The 18,818-nt window shown below is 61.6% G+C and carries 16 protein-coding genes; 8 read left to right on the forward strand and 8 right to left on the reverse strand.

Annotated elements, in window-relative coordinates; translation table 11 throughout:
• The first annotated feature begins 69 nt into the window (after positions 1 to 69).
• The 5 genes from NKI97_RS02790 to NKI97_RS02810 all read left to right on the forward strand — a co-directional run bounded on the left by NKI97_RS02790 (position 70) and on the right by NKI97_RS02810 (position 5,757).
• A complete protein-coding gene (locus NKI97_RS02790; RefSeq protein WP_352742742.1) occupies positions 70 to 1,008 on the forward strand; it encodes a GntR family transcriptional regulator in 939 nt (312 codons plus the stop codon).
• Between the two features lie 5 nt (positions 1,009 to 1,013).
• A complete protein-coding gene (locus NKI97_RS02795; RefSeq protein ID WP_352452939.1) occupies positions 1,014 to 2,309 on the forward strand; it encodes a glycosyltransferase in 1,296 nt (431 codons plus the stop codon).
• Entirely contained in the window at positions 2,302 to 3,687 is a 1,386-nt protein-coding gene (locus tag NKI97_RS02800; RefSeq protein ID WP_502907062.1) for a glutamine synthetase family protein, read from the forward strand. Before NKI97_RS02795 ends, NKI97_RS02800 begins: the two co-directional genes overlap by 8 nt.
• On the forward strand, positions 3,687 to 4,991 hold the full coding sequence (locus NKI97_RS02805) for an NAD(P)/FAD-dependent oxidoreductase (RefSeq protein WP_352832548.1): 1,305 nt from the start codon (positions 3,687 to 3,689) through the stop codon (positions 4,989 to 4,991). The genes NKI97_RS02800 and NKI97_RS02805 overlap by 1 nt, the downstream gene beginning before the upstream one ends.
• A gap of 232 nt (positions 4,992 to 5,223) precedes the next feature.
• Entirely contained in the window at positions 5,224 to 5,757 is a 534-nt protein-coding gene (locus tag NKI97_RS02810) for a hypothetical protein (protein WP_352741925.1), read from the forward strand.
• Here the strand turns inward: NKI97_RS02810 and NKI97_RS02815 are convergent, their stop codons facing one another.
• Genes NKI97_RS02815 through NKI97_RS02845 form a run of 7 tightly spaced genes read right to left on the reverse strand, consistent with a single transcriptional unit; the run spans position 5,758 to position 13,235 of the window.
• A complete protein-coding gene (locus tag NKI97_RS02815; protein ID WP_352452927.1) occupies positions 5,758 to 6,297 on the reverse strand; it encodes an NADH-quinone oxidoreductase subunit B family protein in 540 nt (179 codons plus the stop codon).
• 12 nt (positions 6,298 to 6,309) lie between these two features.
• On the reverse strand, positions 6,310 to 7,827 hold the full coding sequence (locus NKI97_RS02820) for a hydrogenase large subunit (protein WP_352741924.1): 1,518 nt from the start codon (positions 7,825 to 7,827) through the stop codon (positions 6,310 to 6,312).
• Between the two features lie 18 nt (positions 7,828 to 7,845).
• The gene (locus NKI97_RS02825; protein ID WP_352452925.1) at positions 7,846 to 9,297 is read right to left on the reverse strand and encodes a hydrogenase 4 subunit F; all 1,452 of its coding nucleotides are present in this window, start codon (positions 9,295 to 9,297) and stop codon (positions 7,846 to 7,848) included.
• Complete coding sequence (locus NKI97_RS02830; protein ID WP_023675519.1) at positions 9,294 to 9,956, reverse strand: hydrogenase-4 component E; 663 nt, start codon at positions 9,954 to 9,956, stop codon at positions 9,294 to 9,296. The genes NKI97_RS02825 and NKI97_RS02830 overlap by 4 nt, the downstream gene beginning before the upstream one ends.
• A complete protein-coding gene (locus tag NKI97_RS02835) occupies positions 9,956 to 10,912 on the reverse strand; it encodes a respiratory chain complex I subunit 1 family protein (RefSeq protein ID WP_023675520.1) in 957 nt (318 codons plus the stop codon). The genes NKI97_RS02830 and NKI97_RS02835 overlap by 1 nt, the downstream gene beginning before the upstream one ends.
• Positions 10,903 to 12,924: a hydrogenase 4 subunit B gene (gene hyfB / locus NKI97_RS02840; RefSeq protein ID WP_502907063.1), complete on the reverse strand. Its 2,022-nt coding sequence runs from the start codon at positions 12,922 to 12,924 to the stop codon at positions 10,903 to 10,905. Before hyfB ends, NKI97_RS02835 begins: the two co-directional genes overlap by 10 nt.
• Positions 12,921 to 13,235 (reverse strand): helix-turn-helix domain-containing protein, encoded by a 315-nt coding sequence (locus NKI97_RS02845; protein WP_352742228.1) that lies wholly within the window; start codon positions 13,233 to 13,235, stop codon positions 12,921 to 12,923. Before NKI97_RS02845 ends, hyfB begins: the two co-directional genes overlap by 4 nt.
• Before the next feature lie 997 nt (positions 13,236 to 14,232).
• Here NKI97_RS02845 and NKI97_RS02850 point away from each other — a divergent pair.
• The 3 genes from NKI97_RS02850 (at position 14,233) to NKI97_RS02860 (ending at position 16,731) form a co-directional block, all read left to right on the forward strand.
• Positions 14,233 to 15,351 (forward strand): RHE_PE00001 family protein, encoded by a 1,119-nt coding sequence (locus NKI97_RS02850; RefSeq protein WP_352832550.1) that lies wholly within the window; start codon positions 14,233 to 14,235, stop codon positions 15,349 to 15,351.
• 89 nt (positions 15,352 to 15,440) lie between these two features.
• Positions 15,441 to 16,127: an XRE family transcriptional regulator gene (locus NKI97_RS02855; RefSeq protein ID WP_352832552.1), complete on the forward strand. Its 687-nt coding sequence runs from the start codon at positions 15,441 to 15,443 to the stop codon at positions 16,125 to 16,127.
• A 79-nt stretch (positions 16,128 to 16,206) separates the two neighbouring features.
• Positions 16,207 to 16,731, forward strand: coding sequence for an RES family NAD+ phosphorylase (locus NKI97_RS02860; RefSeq protein WP_352832589.1), 525 nt, complete (start codon positions 16,207 to 16,209; stop codon positions 16,729 to 16,731).
• 80 nt (positions 16,732 to 16,811) lie between these two features.
• Here NKI97_RS02860 and NKI97_RS02865 read toward each other — a convergent pair whose 3' ends face one another.
• Entirely contained in the window at positions 16,812 to 18,515 is a 1,704-nt protein-coding gene (locus NKI97_RS02865) for an adenylate/guanylate cyclase domain-containing protein (protein WP_352832554.1), read from the reverse strand.
• Between the last annotated feature and the right edge of the window lie 303 nt (positions 18,516 to 18,818).

Consider the following 18,818-nt stretch of genomic DNA (forward strand, 5'->3'; position numbering starts at 1 on the left):
ATCCCGGCCGATCGCATCCGCAAGGGCAATCGGCCAAACCTGCGCCGCCCGTCGTTCATGAGAATTGCCATGCAAGTTGCAGCCCGACGTCCCCGCACCAACCATCTCGACCTTGCACAGCGCATTCTCGATGTGGCCCGGAAACGCGGCTTTGAACCCGGCGCTCATCTCCCGGAGCAGCAGATCGCTTCGCTCTGCAATGTATCCCGAACTCCGGTGCGGGCCGCGCTGCGTCTGCTCACTGAAAAAGGCGTAGTTCAATGGGAGGCTGAGTCCGGCTATCGCTTGGCCGTAGACCTCACAAGCCAGACGACCGTCGCCGCCGACCTGCCGAGCGCCGAGGAGGATGAACTTGCCGACATGATCCTGCGAGACCGCTCGGCGCGCCGGCTGGACCAGACGGTCACCGTCGGCGCGCTGATGCGACGGTATAATGCCGAGCGCAGGACGGTACTAAAATCGCTGAAGAAACTGGCCGAGGAAAATCTTCTGGACCGCGCGCCGGGGCAGTCCTGGCTTTTCAGGAGAGTGCCGGACGATCCTGGCGCACAAGGGGAGAGCTATGAATTCCGGCTGTTGCTGGAACCCGCCGCCCTTCTGGCGCCTGGGTTCCGGCTGGATGGGACGCGCGCGGCAGCCTTGCGACAGGGCATGGAAATGCTGCTGGCTCTGCCCGACGCGGCATTCGATTCCAGAGAGTTCCAACGGCTGGACATCGATTTTCACGGGATGATCGCCGGTGGCTCCGCCAACCGCTTCGTCGCCGAGGCGTTGGCCGATCATCTCAGGCTGCGCCGGCTGCCGGGAACGTATGCCGGCGTCAATGTCTTCCGGCTGAAGCAATCATTGCGCGAGCATCTGACGATACTCGACCATCTGGAGAGCCAGCAGTACGAGGTTGCAGCCGATCTGCTTCGGGTCCATCTGCGGCTTTCACGCAGCCAGCGACCGCAGGCGGCTAGTCGCGGGGCGCCCGCGCTGTTCGGCATGATCAGCCGGCCGGAATAACGAGGATCATGCGCAAAGGCAGCCCGACCATCGCACTGTTTCCGGAAGCGAGCTTCGGTGCTGCGCTGAATTGCGTTGGCATAGCGCAGGCCCTGCGCGCTCGTGGCGCCCGTCCGGTGTTCATCTGCCATGCCGGCTTTTCTGGCGTGTTCGCCGACTATGGGTTTCAGGAATACCAGTTGCCGACTGACGATCCGTTGACCGACAGCGAACGCCAGAGCTACTGGCAGGCCTTCGTGCGCCGTCATCTGCCGCATTTCAGGCTGAGCCCCATCGATCAGCTCGAAACCTACGTTGCCCCGACCTGGCAAGCAATCGTAGACACTGCGGTCAACGCCGAGGCGCCGCTGCGCCAATTGCTGGCGCGGCTGAAGCCGGACGCCGTGGTGCTCGACAACGTCGTCATGTTCCCGGCATTGGCGACCGCCGGCTGCCCGTGGGTGCGCGTCGTCTCCTGCGCCGAAACCGAGCTTCCCGATGCCAATGTGCCACCCTATCTGTCCGGTCTCGCCGCCGACGACCCGAGCCGCGCGGTGTTCGAGGCGCGCTACCTGGCAGCGGTCGCTCCGGCCCATGACCGCTTCAATCGGCTTCGGACCGACGCCGGTCTTGCGCCCTTGCCAACGGGTCTTTTTCTGGAACCTTCGCCCGCCCTCAATCTGCTGCTGACCCCAACGATTGTGCGAAGGCAGCGCGCCGAGCCGCTCGACCCTGCCAGCTTCGTCTATCTCGAAGGCTGCGTCCGCTCGGAAGGGCCGTTCGACGTACCGGTCTTTCCGCGCAATGGCGGACCGCTGGTTTATGTCAGTTTCGGTAGTCTTGGCGCCATGGATGTCGGCCTGATCCAGCGCATGCTCGCCGTTTTCGACAGGCTGCCGGCCCGCTTCATTGTCAATGCCGGAGGTCTGCGCGACAGCTATCGCGCCGTTCCGGACAATGTCTATCTCGACGCCTGGTTTCCACAGCCTTCCGTCGTGGCGAAATGCGACCTCTTCATTCATCACGGCGGCAACAACAGCTTTTGCGAAGCACTGCGTTTCGGTGTGCCGTCGCTGGTCATGCCCTATTGCTGGGACGGGCATGACAATGCGCAACGTGCCGAGGAAACCGGCGTCGGGCGCCACATCAGCCGCGATGGCTGGACGGAAGACGAATTGGAGCGAAGCATTCTTGGCCTGATGGCCGATGCTGCAATGCGCGCACGCCTCCGGGAGAATGCAGTGCATATGGCGCTGACACCCGGAACGGACGTGGCTGCCGAAGCCATTCTCGCTCTCGCAAGGACCCGACCTGATGCTTGACACCACAACAACGGATGCCTCGACCATGAACGGCACCAACGACTCGAGAGACTGGTTGGCCGCTCACGGTGTCAGCGAGGTCGAGTGCCTGGTGCCCGACATGAACGGCGTGCTGCGCGGCAAGGCCCTGCCAGCGGCCAAGTTCCTCAAGGCGATCGAGGACCGAGCACTCTATCTGCCGAGCAGCGCGTTCCTGGTCAGCATCGACGGCCGCTATTCCGGTTCCGTCGACGAGGGGTTCGCCTACCAGGACCCCGACATGCGGATGGTGCCGGATGTCGCAACACTCTGTCTGGCGCACGGTGGCGGGCCAGGCAAGGCCTATGTCTTCGCCGATGCGTTCCACATGGACGACCGGCCGTGGATGGCTTCGCCGCGGCACGTGTTGCGGGCCGTGCTCGATCTATATCGCCAGCGCGGCTGGCGGGCGGTGGTGGCGCCGGAGCTTGAATTTTATCTCACCGCGCCCAATCCCGATCCCGACAGGCCGGTGACGGCGCCGGTCGGGCGCAATGGCCGCTCCGAAAGCGTGCAGCATCCCTATGACATGGCGGCACTGGAGCAATTCGAGCCGGTGATCCGGCGCCTCTATGACTATGCTGCGGCAGCCGGACTGCCGCTCGACACGCTCATCCATGAATCGGGCACGGCCCAACTCGAGATCAATTTCCTGCATGGCGACGCGCTGCCGCTGGCAGACAAGGTGTTGCTGTTCAAGCGAATGACGCGCCAGGCCGCGCAGGAAGGTGGCATGCAGGCGACCTTCATGGCCAAACCGATAGCCGCACAAGCCGGCAGCTCAATGCATCTCCACATGTCTGTCGTCGACGAGGCGGGCAACGCGCTGTTTGCCGGGCGTGACGGCGCCGACACCGAGATGTTCGGGCATTTCATCGGCGGCCTGCAGAAATACATTCCCGAGGTGATGCCGCTGTTTGCGCCGAACGTGAATTCGTTCCGACGCATCCGGCCGAACCACAGTGCACCCGCCAACATCGAGTGGTCGCACGACAACCGCTCCTGCGGCCTGCGTGTGCCGGCCGGCGGGCCCACTGCGCGGCGCGTGGAAAATCGGCTGCCCGGCGCCGATGCCAATCCCTATCTGGCGATAGCCGGCTCGCTGCTTTGCGGTTATCTCGGCGTCGAGGAGAAGATCGCTCGTTCGACGGAAGCGTCGGGCAATGCCTATCGCAGCAGGAGCACGCTGCCCAAAACCATGGAAGAGGCGCTCGATCGCTTCGCTGCGTGCGATCCGGTTCGGGCGGTGCTCGGCGAGGATTTCTTCCAGATCTATTTGCGCGTCAAGAGTGTTGAGCTCGACCTGTTCCAGAGCATCGTCACCTCTTGGGAACGCGACCATCTGCTGCTCAAGGTGTGATGATGGGCTTCAATTCTGGGGGCTTCAACTCCGGCCTGGATATCGGCAAATCCTACTATGTCGCGACGGCCAATCCGGCTCCGGACCATCCGGCGCTGCAGGGCGACGTCGACGCCGATCTGGTGGTGGTCGGCGGCGGTTGTACCGGCCTCTCCGCAGCCTTTCATGCAGCCGAACGCGGCCTGAAGGTGGTGCTGCTCGAAGGCGGCAAGATCGGCTGGGGGGCGTCGGGGCGCAATGGCGGCCAGATGATCCCCGGCCTGCGCAAGGGCGCCAAGGGGCTGGTCAAGCTATATGGGCCGGAACGGGGGAGGGCGCTGTTCGATCTCGCCTTCGAGGCGCGGGCCCTCGTGCTCGGTCTGATCGAGCGCCATGCCATCGATTGCGACCTCAGGCTCACCGGCCATCTGGCCGGTGCGGTCAACGGTTCCGACCTGCGCGACCTCGAAGAAGAGGCCGAGTGCCTTTCGACGGTGATGAACTTTCATGATGTCGAGATGCTGTCGGCAGCGCAGGCGCGCGGAATGGTGAACACACCTTATCACGGCGCGATGTACGAGAAGCTCGGTGGCCATATGCATTCGCTGAACTACACGCTCGGTCTTGCTCGCGCCGCGGCTGCGGCGGACGTCACCATCCACGAGAATTCGGTGGCGCTGCGGCTGGAGCGGGAACCTTCCCCCCGGGTTTCGACGGCCAAAGGCTCGGTCCGGGCCAGGCATGTCGTACTGGCCGGCGATGCGCTGCTCCACGGGCTTGAGCCGCGCGTCAACAGCCGCATCATGCCGGTCGGCAACTACATCATCGCCACCGAGCCGCTGGGCGACACGAGCGACGTCATCCCAAGCAATGTGGCCGTCTCCGACACGCGCTTCGTCGTCAATTACTACCGGCTATCGGCGGATGGACGCCTGCTGTTCGGCGGCGGCGAGCGCTATACGCCGTCGCCGCCCGCCGACATTGCCGGCTTCGTGCGGCCGCACATGGAAAACACCTTTCCGCAATTGCGCGGCCGCCGCATCGATCACGCCTGGGGCGGGCTGGTCTCGGTGACGACATCGCGCCTGCCGCATGTCGGTCGCTATGGCGACGTCTATTTTGCGCATGGCTATTCGGGCAAGGGGGTGATCCTGTCGACGCTGTCGGGCAAGCTGCTCGCTGAGGCGCTCACCGGTGATGCTTCGCGGCTCGATCTGTTTTCGACCCTAAGCCCGCTGCCGTTCCCCGGCGGCACGGCGCTGCGCGGCCCGCTCTATGTGCTCGGCATGCTTTGGTACGCAATGCGTGACCGCATCAAACATTGAGCGCAGGCATGCGCAATGAGGCCGAGCGCCGCCACCAAGCGATTAACGGCTGATTTCGCGGCGGCGTCCGACTTGATCGATGCTTGAATATGGTCCGCAGGCAATGGTCGCGAGTCGGTTCGTGCCCTGCTCCCGAAGCCTGAGCGCCGATAGACCTGCCTGCTATTTCCTCAGCTAATAGATCCATATGATTGCAGGATTAACTGTTTCATAGCCCAGGCGCGGCTCCGATTTGTCTTTCGAAATCGCGCTGGAGACAGTTCCGGTTGAACTGCAATCCAATTTTGTTTCCCTGTTTTTCTTGATCGTGCTGCCCGACAGGTCGGCGCCGGCCGACGTTACTTCTGTACTGACCACTCTCTTTTTCTCGTGCGCAACGGCGGCGGTGGATACGGCCATCACAATTGCCGCGCAAACAATCGTCAATCTCATTGTTTCCCCCTTAGAGCACCGCAAAAATGTGGTCGACTGCCTTGAGACGCCGGCGAAGGCGGTATTCGCGCCTGGCCGGCCCATGCAGCTTCCGACTGCACAAGATTGTAACTACATTAGCTGCAGCGCAAGTAACCATTTCGGACTAGGGAACGGGTTCCCCTTCGATCGAAAGCGCTGGGCTGCCGGCGAAAAAGCAGGCGTTTTAGCCGTTCTCGCCGCCGAGCGCCTTCCAATTTTGGGACAGAGGTTGGCTGATGCCCTTAAACTCACGGCTACGCATTGGTTGGATCTATGCAGCGACAAGGCCAACCTTGGCAAAGCCTCTACATAGTCACCTTCGGGCAGCACCAGTCTTGGAATTCACGCCCTCAAGCAAGGCGAGCAGGCCTTTCAGAATTTCGATTGGCGGCGGCGGACAACCTGGAATGTGCAGATCGACAGGCAAGGCCTCGGACACTCCGCGCACCACCGCATAGCTGCCGGCGAAACAGCCGCCATTGCCTGCGCAATCTCCCAGTGCGACCACCCATTTTGGGTTGGGTGTTGCGTCGTAGGTCCGCTTCAATGCCTCGCGCATGTTTTTTGTGACCGGCCCGGTGACGAGCAGTACATCGGCATGGCGCGGTGATGCGACGAACCGGATCCCAAAACGCTCGATGTCATAGAAGGCGTTGTTCAGCGCGTGCATCTCAAGTTCGCAGCCGTTGCAGGAACCAGCATCGACCGCCCGGATCGACAGGCTTCGCCCCAATCGTTTGTGAGCAGCCCCATCGAGCGCGCGTGCGAGTTCGTCGACTGCCGTGCTGCTTGCCAACGGCGGACGCTCGGTGAGAGGGGGGCGTATCAGGCTTTCAAAAAGAAGCTTGCGCATGACAGCGTGCCTTCAGAGATCATGGCCCGAATAAGAGCAGTTGAACGATTTGTTGCACAGCGGAAAGTCGGCAACGATGTTTCCTTCGATCGCCGCTTCAAGGAGCGGCCATTGAAACCATGACGGATCACGGAGGTGACAGCGCTCGACCAAGCCGCCCTTGCCAATGCGCAGCCAGGCCAGAATATCGCCGCGGAAACCTTCGACGAGCGCCATGCCTTCATGCGATCGGTTTGTCTGCGCGAAATCGACGCGGATCGGCCCGTCTGGCAGCTGTCGCAGGACTTGTTCGATCAGGGACAGGCTCTGTTCGACCTCGTGGATACGAATCCATACACGGGCGTTCACATCGCCTTCCTGGAGGAGAGGTACATCGAAGGCGAGTTCGCCATAGGGTGGATAAGCGAGATTGCGTCGGGCATCGAAGTCCCGACCGGAGGCCCGGCCAACGTAGCCTCCGGCGCGATATTGACGAGCGAGTTCCACCTTCAGCCGGCCAGTTGCGACAGTCCGATCCTGCAGCGACGCCGTGTTGTCGTAGAGCTCGACCAGCGCGGGAAACCGCTGCCTGATCTCTGCGATCAGGGACCTGAGCGCTGTCGTGCCCTCATCGCTCAGGAAGCTTGCCACGCCTCCGGGCACGATGCAGTCGCGCATCAAACGATGACCGAAGGCAGCATCGCTTGCCCGCAATACGCGCTCACGCAGCACCCCACAGTGGGCATGCATGAGCGCGAAGGCGGCATCATTGCAGATAGCGCCGATGTCACCCAGATGATTGGCCAGGCGCTCCAACTCGGCCATGAGCGCTCGCAGCCAGACCGCGCGTGGGGGAACCTGGACACCCAGCGCCGCCTCGACGGCGCGGGCAAAAGCGAGGGAGTATGCCACGGTACTGTCGCCAGAGGTTCTGCCCGCCAATTTGGCCGCATGGTCGATGTCGGACCCCGCCATCAGGCCTTCTATACCTTTGTGCGCGTATCCGAGGCGCTGCTCCAGCCGGACGACCGTTTCACCGCTCGCCGTGAACCGGAAATGGCCCGGCTCGATGATGCCGGCATGCACGGGCCCGACCGGGATCTGATGCAGGCTCTCCCCCTCGGCAGGCAGGAAACTGTACGGGAAGGCTGTCGCAGCAGACGTCCGGACGCGGGTACTCAACGGATAGCTGACACCCCAATGGCCATGATCAAGCCACCGTCTCGTATCAGGCGCGCCTTGTGGCAGGAGCCCGAACAGGTCAGCAGCCGCACGTTCGAGCCGCAATGCGGGCGGATGCAGCCGGCCGACCGATGGGTAGCGGCCACTGGGGCATTCCAGGCTGACGACGCCGATGTCCCCGGCGCTTTCATCGAGAAGTGCCATGTGGACGGCGCCTGGCTCACCCCATAGGCCGAGCAAGCTCCAGTGGCCCTCGGCCAGTTGCTCGACGGCAAAGCCCCATTTTTTCGGCGTCACCACGGCGCGCGACCACGGGAAATGATTTTCGACACGTTGGCCAGCAAGGATGAGGTCGATCAGCGCGGGCATGCTCTTTCTCTCTTCTGCTCACCCCAGGATACTTGCGACGTGCTGGAACCATGTGACCAGCGGTGGCGGCAGATAGATGCCGGCGGCAAACACCAACGCCAAGTGGGAATACATCGGAATGTAGGACGCCTCGGCGGGTGCAGTGCTGCCGCGCGGTTCGCCGAAAGCGACGCCGGTCAGTCGAAGCAGCAGGGCGCCGAAAGCGAGCAGAATCCCGAAAACCAAGGGCATCGCCAAAAGAGGGTGTCTTGCAAATGTCGAACTCACGACCAGGAATTCGCTCATGAAGATACCGAGCGGAGGGAGGCCGGCAATGGCAACGACGCCGATGACGAGCGCCCAGCCAAGGGCAGGATGTGTTTCCGTCAGTCCCCGGATTTCGGCGATGTTCTGTGTCCCCTTGACCTGGGCAATGTGGCCGACCGTGAAAAAGATCGCCGACTTGGTCAGGCTGTGCATGACCATGTGCAGCAGCCCGGCAAAATTGGCGAGCGGGCCTCCTATGCCGAAGGCGAACACGATGATGCCCATGTGCTCGATCGAGGAGTACGCGAACAGGCGTTTGATGTCGCGGCGGCGGTAGAGCATGAAGGCCGCGAAGACAAGCGACGTCAGTCCCATCGTGATCATCAATGGCCCAGGTGCGATCGCTTCCGGACTTGCCGCGAGCAATAGCTTGAAGCGCAGCACGGCATAGAGTGCGACGTTTAACAGCAAGCCCGACAGCACTGCGGAAATCGGCGTTGGACCCTCAGCATGCGCGTCTGGCAGCCAGGCATGCAAGGGCGCAAGGCCGACCTTCGTCCCGTAGCCGAGCAGCAGAAAGATGAAGGCGACATTGAGCAGAGCCGGATCGAAGCGCGCGGCGTTAGCGATGAGCACCGTCCAGACCATCGCATTCGTCCCCTCGCCAACAACCGGCTGTGCAGCCATGTAGACGAGGATGGTGCCGAACAGTGCGAGCGCGATGCCGACGCTGCCCAGAATGAAATATTTCCAGGCGGCCTCCAGCGCTTCGTGCGTGCGGTAGATGCCGACCATGAGCACGGTGGTCAGCGTGGCAAGCTCCACCGCCACCCACATCAAGCCAATATTGTTCGACACGAACGCCAGGTTCATGCCGAACATCATGACCTGGTACATTGCGTGATAAAACCGCAAGTTCGGGACTGTTAGCCGCCCGCTCTCCAGTTCGTGGGCAATGTAGGAAGCGCTGAAGACGCTGGTGGTGAAGCCGACGAATGTGTTGAGCACGATGAAGACGATATTGAGATCGTCGACGAGCAGATACTGCCCAGGCTGCGGGCGGTCGGTGACAAGAAGGGACAGTGCGGCGAGCAAGGTCAGCAAGCTCGCAGCGACATTGACGCCCGCCGATATCCGGTATTTCGGCAGCGCCGCCAGAAGTGCGGCCGCGAAGACCGGTATCAGCAAAATGGCGGCCACCGCATCGAGGGAAAACGCGGTCAACGGTGTTCTCCCCTGTAGTCGTCGAGCGCGCCGACATCCACCGAGTCGAACCTCTCGCGAATGCGGAACAGGAAGACTCCGATGACGATGAAGGCGATAAGGATCGAGAAGGCGACACTGATCTCGACGACCAGAGGCATGCCCTTGGCCCCCGTGGCGGCGAGGACCAGACCGTTCTCGAGCGACATGAAACCGACAACTTGGCTGACGGCGTTGCGGCGGGTGACCATCACCAGCAGCCCCAGCAAAATGATGGACAGCGCGAAAGCCAGGTCCTCGCGGGCGAGGGGATCAGCCTCGGGAGTGACGCGCAGCATCAGGACCATGGACAAGGTCACCAGGCCTATCCCCGCAAGCATCGTCGTACCGATGCCGACGGCGGTCTCGACGTCACGATGGATGCCGAGCCGCTGAATGATGCGATGAAGCCCGACAGGAATGACGATCGCCTTGAAGACGAGGGCGATCGCCGCCGTGACGTAGAGATGATGCGCGTCCTGAATGTATGCCTGCCAAGCTACGGACAGGGCCAGCACGATTGCATGAAGCGCAAAAACGTTGATCAGAGCAAAGAGGCGATCCTGATACAGCATCATGAAACTGACCAGCACCAGGCCGCCGGCGAGCAGGTGAGCGATGTCGAAGGTGAGGCCGTTCATCAGAGGCTCCGTGAGACGAACAGCAGGAGCGTGCCGAGCAGGGCCAGCATCAGCGCTGCCCCGAGGAAATCCGGGACGCGGAAGACGCGCATCTTGGCGATGGCAGTCTCAAACACGGCGAGGAGAACGCCACAGACGGCAAGCTTGCCGACATAGGCGACGACACCCGGAGCAAGGGATTCCAGTCCTGCCCCGGCGCTCGCCAGTCCCCAAGGTAGGAAGACGCAGGAAATCAGCGACACATAGAGCAGAAGCTTGAGGAAGGCGGCAAACTCGATCATCGCCAGATGGCGACCGGAATATTCCAGCACCATCGCCTCATGAACCATGGTGAGTTCCAGATGGGTCGATGGGTTGTCCACGGGTATGCGGGCGTTTTCGGCGATCGCCACCATCACGAGGGCGATGAGCGACATCCCGAGCGACACCCGCAAGCCAACCTCCGGTGACCCCATGAAGGCGGCGACCGTTGAGAGTTGCGTAGCACCCGCGACGAGCGCCAGGCTGAACACGATGAGCAGCATGGCGGGTTCGGCCAGCGAAGCGATCATCACCTCGCGGCTCGAGCCGATGCCGCCGAAGCTCGTGCCGACGTCCATGCCTGCCAGCGCCAGGAAGAACCGGGCGCTTCCCAGCAGTGCGACAATGGCTATGAGATCGGCGGTCCAACTGAATGTGAGGCCGGCGGCGAATGTCGGGATGAGCGCCGCGCCGACCCAGGTGGTGGCAAAGATCAGATAGGGCGTCACGCGAAACAGCCAGGATGCGTTGTCCGCCAGAACGACTTCCTTGCGCATCAGCCGCAAGAGATCGCGGTAAGGTTGGATCAGGGAAGGACCCTGGCGGCGCAAGAGCCGTGCCTTCACCTTGCGCACGAATCCGGTCAGGAGCGGCGCCAGCAAAAGCACCAGCGCCATCTGCGCGCCTTGAACGGCCAACTCGAGAATCACGGCCATAGTGCGAGCACCAGGAGCAGGACAATGAGAAAGAGAAAGACGAGGGTCAGGTAGCGCCTGATCGTCAGGAACTGCAGATGGTTGAGGTGGTCGGTCGCAAAGTCGAGGGCCCGGCCGATAGGCAGGTACAGCGTCTCCCAGATCACATCATGCATTTCGACATTCAGACGAGCCGGACCGGTCTCGCCAGGTGCCGGCATTTCGACGGTTTCCCTTGCACGGAATACGAACGTGCCGAAGACGCGGCGGATAGGCTGCGCGAAGCTGACGGCCGTGTACTGCGAGCTCGGGACCACATCCGGGAAGCCACAACCCCAGGCGGGACCCCGACGGAGTGCATGTGATGCAAAGCGATGGATCGCATATGCCGCAGCGGATGCGGAAAAGGCGATGAACAGGAACACCAACAGGCCGTTGTAGGAACTGCGGCTCGCTGCAATCGGCACGATAGACAGCCAGGGCTGGGCCATCTGCACAGGCATCCGACTGCCGATCAGTGGCAGTGTCACCGATGAGAGGCCGTCTATCACAAGACCGGGCAGAATGCCGGCCAGGAGACAAAGGGCAGCGAGAATGAACATTGCCGCCAGCGAGTAGCGGTCGACCTCATGCGCCAGTTCCACCGCGGCCGAGCGTGGCCGGCCGAGGAATGTAATCCCGAACGCCTTTACAAAGCAGGCCGCGGCCAGTGCCGCTGACAGCGCCAGCAGACCGCCAACGGCGGGCACCATGACCTTCAGTCCCCATTGTGGCAGATCGGGGCTCTGCAATATGGCCTGAAAGGCCAGCCATTCGGAGACGAAGCCGTTGAAGGGTGGAAGTGCCGAGATCGCGACGCAACCGACGAGAAAGGCAAAACTTGTAAAGGGCATGCGGTGGATGAGACCGCCCAGCTTCTCCATATCCCGCTCTCCGTTTGCCGTCAGCACGGCGCCCGCGCCGAAAAACAGCAGGCTCTTGAAAAAGGAATGGTTGAGGACGTGGAACAGCGCGGCGGTGAGCGCCAGCGCTGCAGCCGATGGCATGGCGTTCGCCTTGAAAGCGAGCGCGAGACCAAGGCTTACGAAGATGACGCCGATGTTTTCAATGGTGCTATAGGCAAGCAGTCGCTTCAGGTCCTTTTCCATCAGCGCGTAGAGGATGCCGAGAACCGCCGTCAGGCCGCCAAGGAAAAGCACGGCAACGCCCGACCACCATGCCGGCTCATCGAGCAGATCGAAAATAACGCGTATAAAGCCATAGACTGCGACCTTGGTCATCACGCCGCTCATGAGAGCCGAGACTTGGCTTGGCGCGGCCGGATGAGCGAGTGGCAGCCAAACGTGCAGCGGGACAAGTCCAGCCTTGGAGCCGGCGCCCAGCAGCATGAGAACCAGGACGAAAGCAGCGGCGAACGGGGTGGGGTCGGCGGCTCGCATCGCGTCGAATGTGTAGGTTCCATCGGATCCGGCGAGCAGGCCGAACGCAAGCAGCAGCGCGAGTGTGCCGAAGCTCGCCATCACGAGATAGATGTAGCCCGCCCGCGCATTGTCCTGCTCGCGATGGTGCGCCATGACGAGCGCCCAGGAGGCGAGCGACATGAATTCCCAGGAAAGCAGGAAAGTGAAGGCGTCGTCGGCCACCACGACAAGGTTCATTCCGGCTAGGAAAGCCGGGAAGAACGGCAGCACCCGATGCGGCGCAGACTCATGCCTGCCGTAGCCGAGGCCATAAAGGCTGGCCATGGAGCCGCCGAAGTTGACGACGATGAGGAAGAAAGTCGAGAGCGCATCCAAACGGAAATGAGCGCCAATCCATGGCAATCCAAGAGGCAACACCACAGTCGACGGGGTGACGGGATTGTCGGCGATGCGGCTCGCGACAACCATGAGCACGGCCGCCGATATACCTAGCGTCAAGCCGTAGATCAGGCGTGTTCCCGAGTCCGATCTGCGGCTTTCCGCAATCGCAAGCACCGCAGTCCCCAGGAGCGCAGCAACGCCCCACAGGAGGACCGCGGCCCCCGAAATCACGCCACGCTCCTCACGGGGAGTTTGGCATTCGTATCGACCCCGCCAAGAATTTTGGCGGGGTCGAAATCCGCTTTCAGTCGCACGCCGCGCCCGCCGATTTGGCTGGAGGCGCCTTCAGCGATCAATTCCACGCCGGCGAGGTCAAGTGCCCCGATCAGCTTCATGAGAGAATCGACGTTACCCCGAATAATCGACTCGCTGGCTTCCATGCGTTGAATTGTCGGCACGGAAAGACCGGACAATTCGGCAAGCCTGCGCTGGTCGATGCCAAGGAGCGCCCTCGCGGCACGCAACTGTGGAGCAGTTATCACGGTCGCATCCCCCTTTTTGATCAGCTTTGAGATATTATCTCTACGTCTTGCAGCATATATTAAAATGCGACGCATTCAATTAGTGATGCGTGACGCATCTGTCTTGAGGCTGTAGAAAACCGGGCGATACGCCCTGCGCCTCGAAACCAAAGCCATGCGGCCATTCCCGTCACGGCCAGTCTTGTCGCCAGCCATCTCGGATTGCGCGTGATGGCGCCGGCGATGGGCCTTATCTCGGCCGGCCACTCGATTGGAGCCGCCGCGGGCTACAGACCTTTCAGGATCCGACCGGCACCGGGACCGTCAATGATGCTCGTACCGGGGCGGCCCGCCGAGATGGGCAGCCGAACCATCGTTGGAATGAACCAGCACGATCCCGAGGAACTCGCCGATCTCCTCAACGGGCTGAATGCGCAAAGGCAATCTGGTTCTGCGGACGGAATTTCTGAAGAAAGCGTAGGAGAGCCACCGCTTCGATGGGATGTTGTCTCGAGGCTTGTACGGGAGGGCAATCTAGAGCACCGAAACGTCATGGCCCTCGCAGCTATCGGATCGCCCTGTCTTGAGCGAAGCGCCCTGCTGCAAAACCGGGTGTAAAAATTGCAAAATCGCGCGACCCGCTACAATGAGACGGCTGGCACCGGCACATCTCTATGTATCTGATTTATCTTTGGAATTTGGTAGCGGGAGAGCGCTACCGCCTTTCCCCACATCCGCGCTACCTACTTCATTGCTGGGGGTGAAGCGCCAGCTGGGTCCCCATTTGGGCGCATACTGCGAAACAAGTACGCAAAGGCTATGATCGAAAACGCACTCGCGTTGTTGACGGGCTCGGGGGGAAGCGACGATGGAATAGTAATCGCGTTGTGTGATTGTATTTTCCAAGTATCGATAAGAGGTAATTATCGATAGTGAGCAAGACGCCAGAGAAAATCCTCTGCAAGTCAAGTTAAGTGTAGGATAGCTTGACTAACGCGAATCAGCCATCATGAAAACAATGGCTTACACGCTCGACAAACTGCCCCTGGAAACCCTAATCGGACCGATTGCCCGCGCCACCGAGGTTTTGGCCCGCCTTGACGAGCGGCTGGCTCGTTCCCCCGTCCGCGACGGTTTTGTCGAGCGCCAGCATTTTGCCGACGCAGCCGCCGCGCTGTGGCTCGAGGGCGAGCTCGTCCACCTCGAAGACCTCGTCCTGCACGACGCCCACATGGACATTCGCACCCCAACCCACGAGCTCACCCGGGCGCATGCGGTGCTGCGTACCCGTCGGCGCATTTTTGTGCAGAAGCCGGACTGGGCGCTCAGTCGCGACGGTTTTTTGGCCCTGACCGGTCGGGGCGCCGGTACGCCTGCGGCGGGACAAAAAAGCCGGGAAGGGGAGGGCGCCAGCCCCATTGAAATTGACGGTCAGGATGATGCTGACGACGATCTTCCGGCTAAAGAGTTTGCCGAGATCGATGCTGTCCTGGCGCGCTCGTCGAAGATTCTCAGCAGCGCCGACGTGCCTGCTCGAAAAGACGAAACGTCACAGCATGACCGGCCGGATCTGATCTACGATCTCGACTGGAATGAAGAAGAACGGCTGGCCGAATGGCGGGATGTGATGGCCAGGACCCGCGATCTGCCGGTCGTCCTGCGCGCCGCGGTCCTACTCGAAGCCTGGTCGGACATCGAGGTGCTGCAGCATGCCACGTGGCTCGGGCCGCTGTTCGTCGCCGCGCTGCTGCGGCAGGAGGGTCTTGCCGCCAACCATCTCGTCAGCCTGCAGCTCGGCGCCAAGAACATTCCACGAGAGCGGCGGCGGGCGCGCAATCGCTCGGATCGGTTGGTGGCTTTTGTCGATGCCATCCACGAGGCAGCGCTTGCCGGGTTGAAAGAGCATGACCGGCTGGTGATGGCGAAAAGCCAGATGGAACGGCGGCTGCGGGAGCGGCGCGTCAGTTCAAAACTTTCCGACCTGATCGAGCTAGTGCTGTCGCGGCCACTTGTCTCGACTGGCATGGTTCAGAAGGGGCTAAAAGTGACAAAACAGGGGGCGCTGAATCTGGTCGGTGAGCTTGGGCTGCGCGAGATGACGGGCAGGGGAAGGTTTCGGGCGTGGGGGATTGTGTGAGTCTCAGTCGGTCACGATAACATCATCTTTACGAAATTATCGAACTTGACGATCTGTAACCATATTGGTGACAGCAGGAGGTTGTCATCATGGCCGCTCCAAAACGCAGCAATCATAGCGCGACCGCATCCCATGCGGGAGTCGCCGCCCTGAGTTTTACCACGAAGTTGCCGGTACAGGCCGATTTCAAAAAGGTGTTGCTCGAACGCTATCAGGAGGCGATCGCACGCAGCCGCAAGATCGGCCATCGCGTCGCGTTCCGGGTAGAAGTCGATCCGGCCGCCGGCGCTCAGACGATCACGCCGGTCGAGGAACAGCCGAGCGCTTCAGATGACATGTTTCCCGTCGAGGATACGGGCAAGCCCGACGCTGAGCTTGAAGCGGCGCTCGCCAAGGCGCGCGAACGCGGTCGCAAGCGTGTTGCCGAAATTGTGGCCGGCGAAGACATGCTAAGTGCGGAAGCCTTTGCCAAGCTGCTCGGCACGTCGCGGGTGACGGTCAACGCCAAGCGGCAGAATGGTCAGGTGCTCGGGATTGATGGTGCCAAGCGCGGCTTCCGCTTTCCTGTCTGGCAGCTCGACAAGCATGGCCGGCCCTTCGGGGCCTTGCCGGCGCTCCATGCGATGTTGGGCAATAGTGCTTGGGCCGTCTATCGGTTTCTGGTGGCGCGCCATGGCGCGCTCGATGGGCGGACGGCACTCCGAGCCCTTCAACAAGGCGATGACGGCTCGGTGTTGGCCGCGGCGGAAGGCATAGCCAGGGGCGATTTCGACTGAACGCCCGACGTTCCACCTCCACCCGATTTCGGGCGCGCTCGAGATCGAGACCATACCGCCGGGGCGGACATTCGGTCGGATCTACTGGAGCACCTATCTTGATCCCCTCGGATACGGGAAGTCGGCGAGCCGTTTCAGCGATCCACGGCGTCGTGTTGCTGCCAACCGTTTTGGCGTTCTCTACCTCGGCGACTCCCTGAAGGTTTGCTTCCTCGAGACCTTGCTCCGAGATCGGCGCGAAGGACCATTCGACGACCTCCCGATCGATGAGGTGGAACTGACACAACGGCGTTATGCGGAGATCGCGACAACTGCGGAGCTTCACCTCGTCGACCTCAGAGATGACAATGCCGTCAGAATGGGTGTACCCGCCGACGTCGTTCGGGCACAGCGCCAGAACTTGGCGCGCTGGTGGTCGCTGGCGTTTCACGAGCACCCGTCTAAGCCTGACGGGATCATTTACCCCTCGCGCCTCAATGGCGCGACCAATCTCGCCATCTACGATCGTTCGATCGGAAAGCTACAGGCGAAGCGCGTTGTGACGCTCCTCGGCGCGCCGGAATTGGGCCAGGCTCTCGATGATTTCAAAGTCGGTTTGGTGTAGTGCCTTGGCCCGGTCGTGTGACACGACAAGAGGGAACGACCGTTACCACGGTAGCCACCAACTGCTCTGGCACGGCCAACTCACGCCGGCAATCCCGCCTTGGTCAGTCCTTCGCGGAGAAGCTCTCGGTCATCGGCGTGTTCAAGGAAAACGCTCTTGCGCATGTATTCGACCGTCGAGAAATCGGGCTGCAGCCGCAGGACCTCCGCCACGGCTGCCTGTGCCTCTGCTGTCCGACCAAGCTGGGCGTAGCACGCCGCGAGCCGCGCGACCGACCATGGGGTTGGCACCGGCGTCAGTTTGAACGCATGGACGGCCTCTTCAAAGCGCCGAAGGGAAAAAAGGGCGATGCCGGACAAAGGACGGGACCAGCGAGAACGCAGTGGATTGAGGCGATCGGCTGCCTCCAAACAAGTCAATGCCTCTTCGTGTCGCCCACGACAGGTCATCAACCGACCCTTCATGAGCAGTCCGTCTGCATCGTTGGGGTTTAGTTCGAATGCCCTTCCGAGGTGTTGCTCGGCTTGGTCGTACTCACGGAGGTAGAAGCAGATGGTCGATAGTATGCGGTGGCAGCGGCTCTCCAGGGGGTCAAGTTCGATGGCGTGCTTTGCCTCGACGAATGCCCCGTCCAGGACCTCGACCGGTGCGGAGCCGTGACCGTTCTGTGCCACCTTCACGATTGCACAATACGAATGCGCAATGGCATACCGGGCATCGAGAGCAATCGCCTTTTCGAACATCTCAAGGGCTTGCTGCATTGCAGCTTTCGTATCGCCACCGAAGTGGGCAATACCGCGCAACAAGTAGTCGTAGGCTGCCAGGCTGGCCGTCGGCCTTTGCAGCACTTGTTGGAGCCTTGCATCCTCAATTCGCCCGACCAGCGTCGACACAATGCTCTGCGCAACTTCTTCCTGCACCGCGAAGATGTCGTCGAGACTGCGATCGTAGCGCTCAGCCCAAAGATGCGCGCCGGTCGCCGCCTCGATCAACTGCGCGCTGATCCGCAACCGTAAGCCGGCCCGCCGCACACTGCCTTCGAGAAGGTAAGACACGCCGAGCCGACGTCCGATTTCCGCCATCTCGATCGCTTTGCCACGGAAGGCGAAGGAGGAATTGCGGGCGATGACGAAGAGCGAGCGGAAACGCGCAAGTCCGGTGATGATGTCTTCGGTGATCCCATCGCTGAAGTATGTCTCCTCGGGCTGACCGCTCAGGTTGTCGAGGGGAAGCACTGCGATCGACGGTCTGTCGGGCAAGGGCAGTGGCGCATTTGAGGCTGCGACGGTCGTTGGGGCTTTGGACCATCGCCAAACGCGGACCGGCTGCGCGATGTTCTTCAGCTTGCGCTCGCCGGTGTCTTCAAAGGCGAAGTCAGTCTTGCCGGCCAGCTGCTTCTGCACCGCATCGGCAATGCAAATGCCCCCAGGCTCCGCCAGTGCCTCAAGCCGTGCCGCGATGTTGACGCCATCCCCGAGCAGGTCGCCGTCCTCCACGACAACGTCACCGACGTTGATGCCGATGCGGAACACGATGCGGCTCTCGGGCGGGACCTCTCGCTGATGCGCCGCCGTCCCTTCCTGCATTGAGACGGCACAGGCTACGGCCTCAACAACGGAGCCAAACTCCACGATTGCGCCATCGCCCATTAGTTTGGCAACACGGCCCCTCTGGTCTGCGATCAGCGGGTCTACCACTTGGGAGCGAAGGGTCCTGATCGACGCGAGTGTACGGGCCTCATCTGCTTCGAGCAGGCGTGAATAGGCCACGATGTCGACGGCCATGATCGCACCGAGCCGCCGCTCCACCCGAACAACTGGCATAAGATGCCTTCCAGTACATCGCTAAGCGAACGCCCAATCTTCGCAGCTTCAAGTACGACCCGCAATCCGAACGGTTATGGGTTCAAGGTAGGCGCTTCGCTGTGTTTCGGCGTCCAATATTGGCTCTGACGCACTTTTGGTGATGATTGAACCTAGCCAGCGCCGATGACGCGCGCCTGAAGCAGGTCGAGTTTTCCTCGGCCATACATTTGGCGTTTCACGAGCTTGAGCTTGGTGATCTGGCCCTCGGTCTGACCGTTGGAC

Source organism: Mesorhizobium sp. M0296, from assembly GCF_040321675.1.
Classification (GTDB): domain Bacteria; phylum Pseudomonadota; class Alphaproteobacteria; order Rhizobiales; family Rhizobiaceae; genus Mesorhizobium.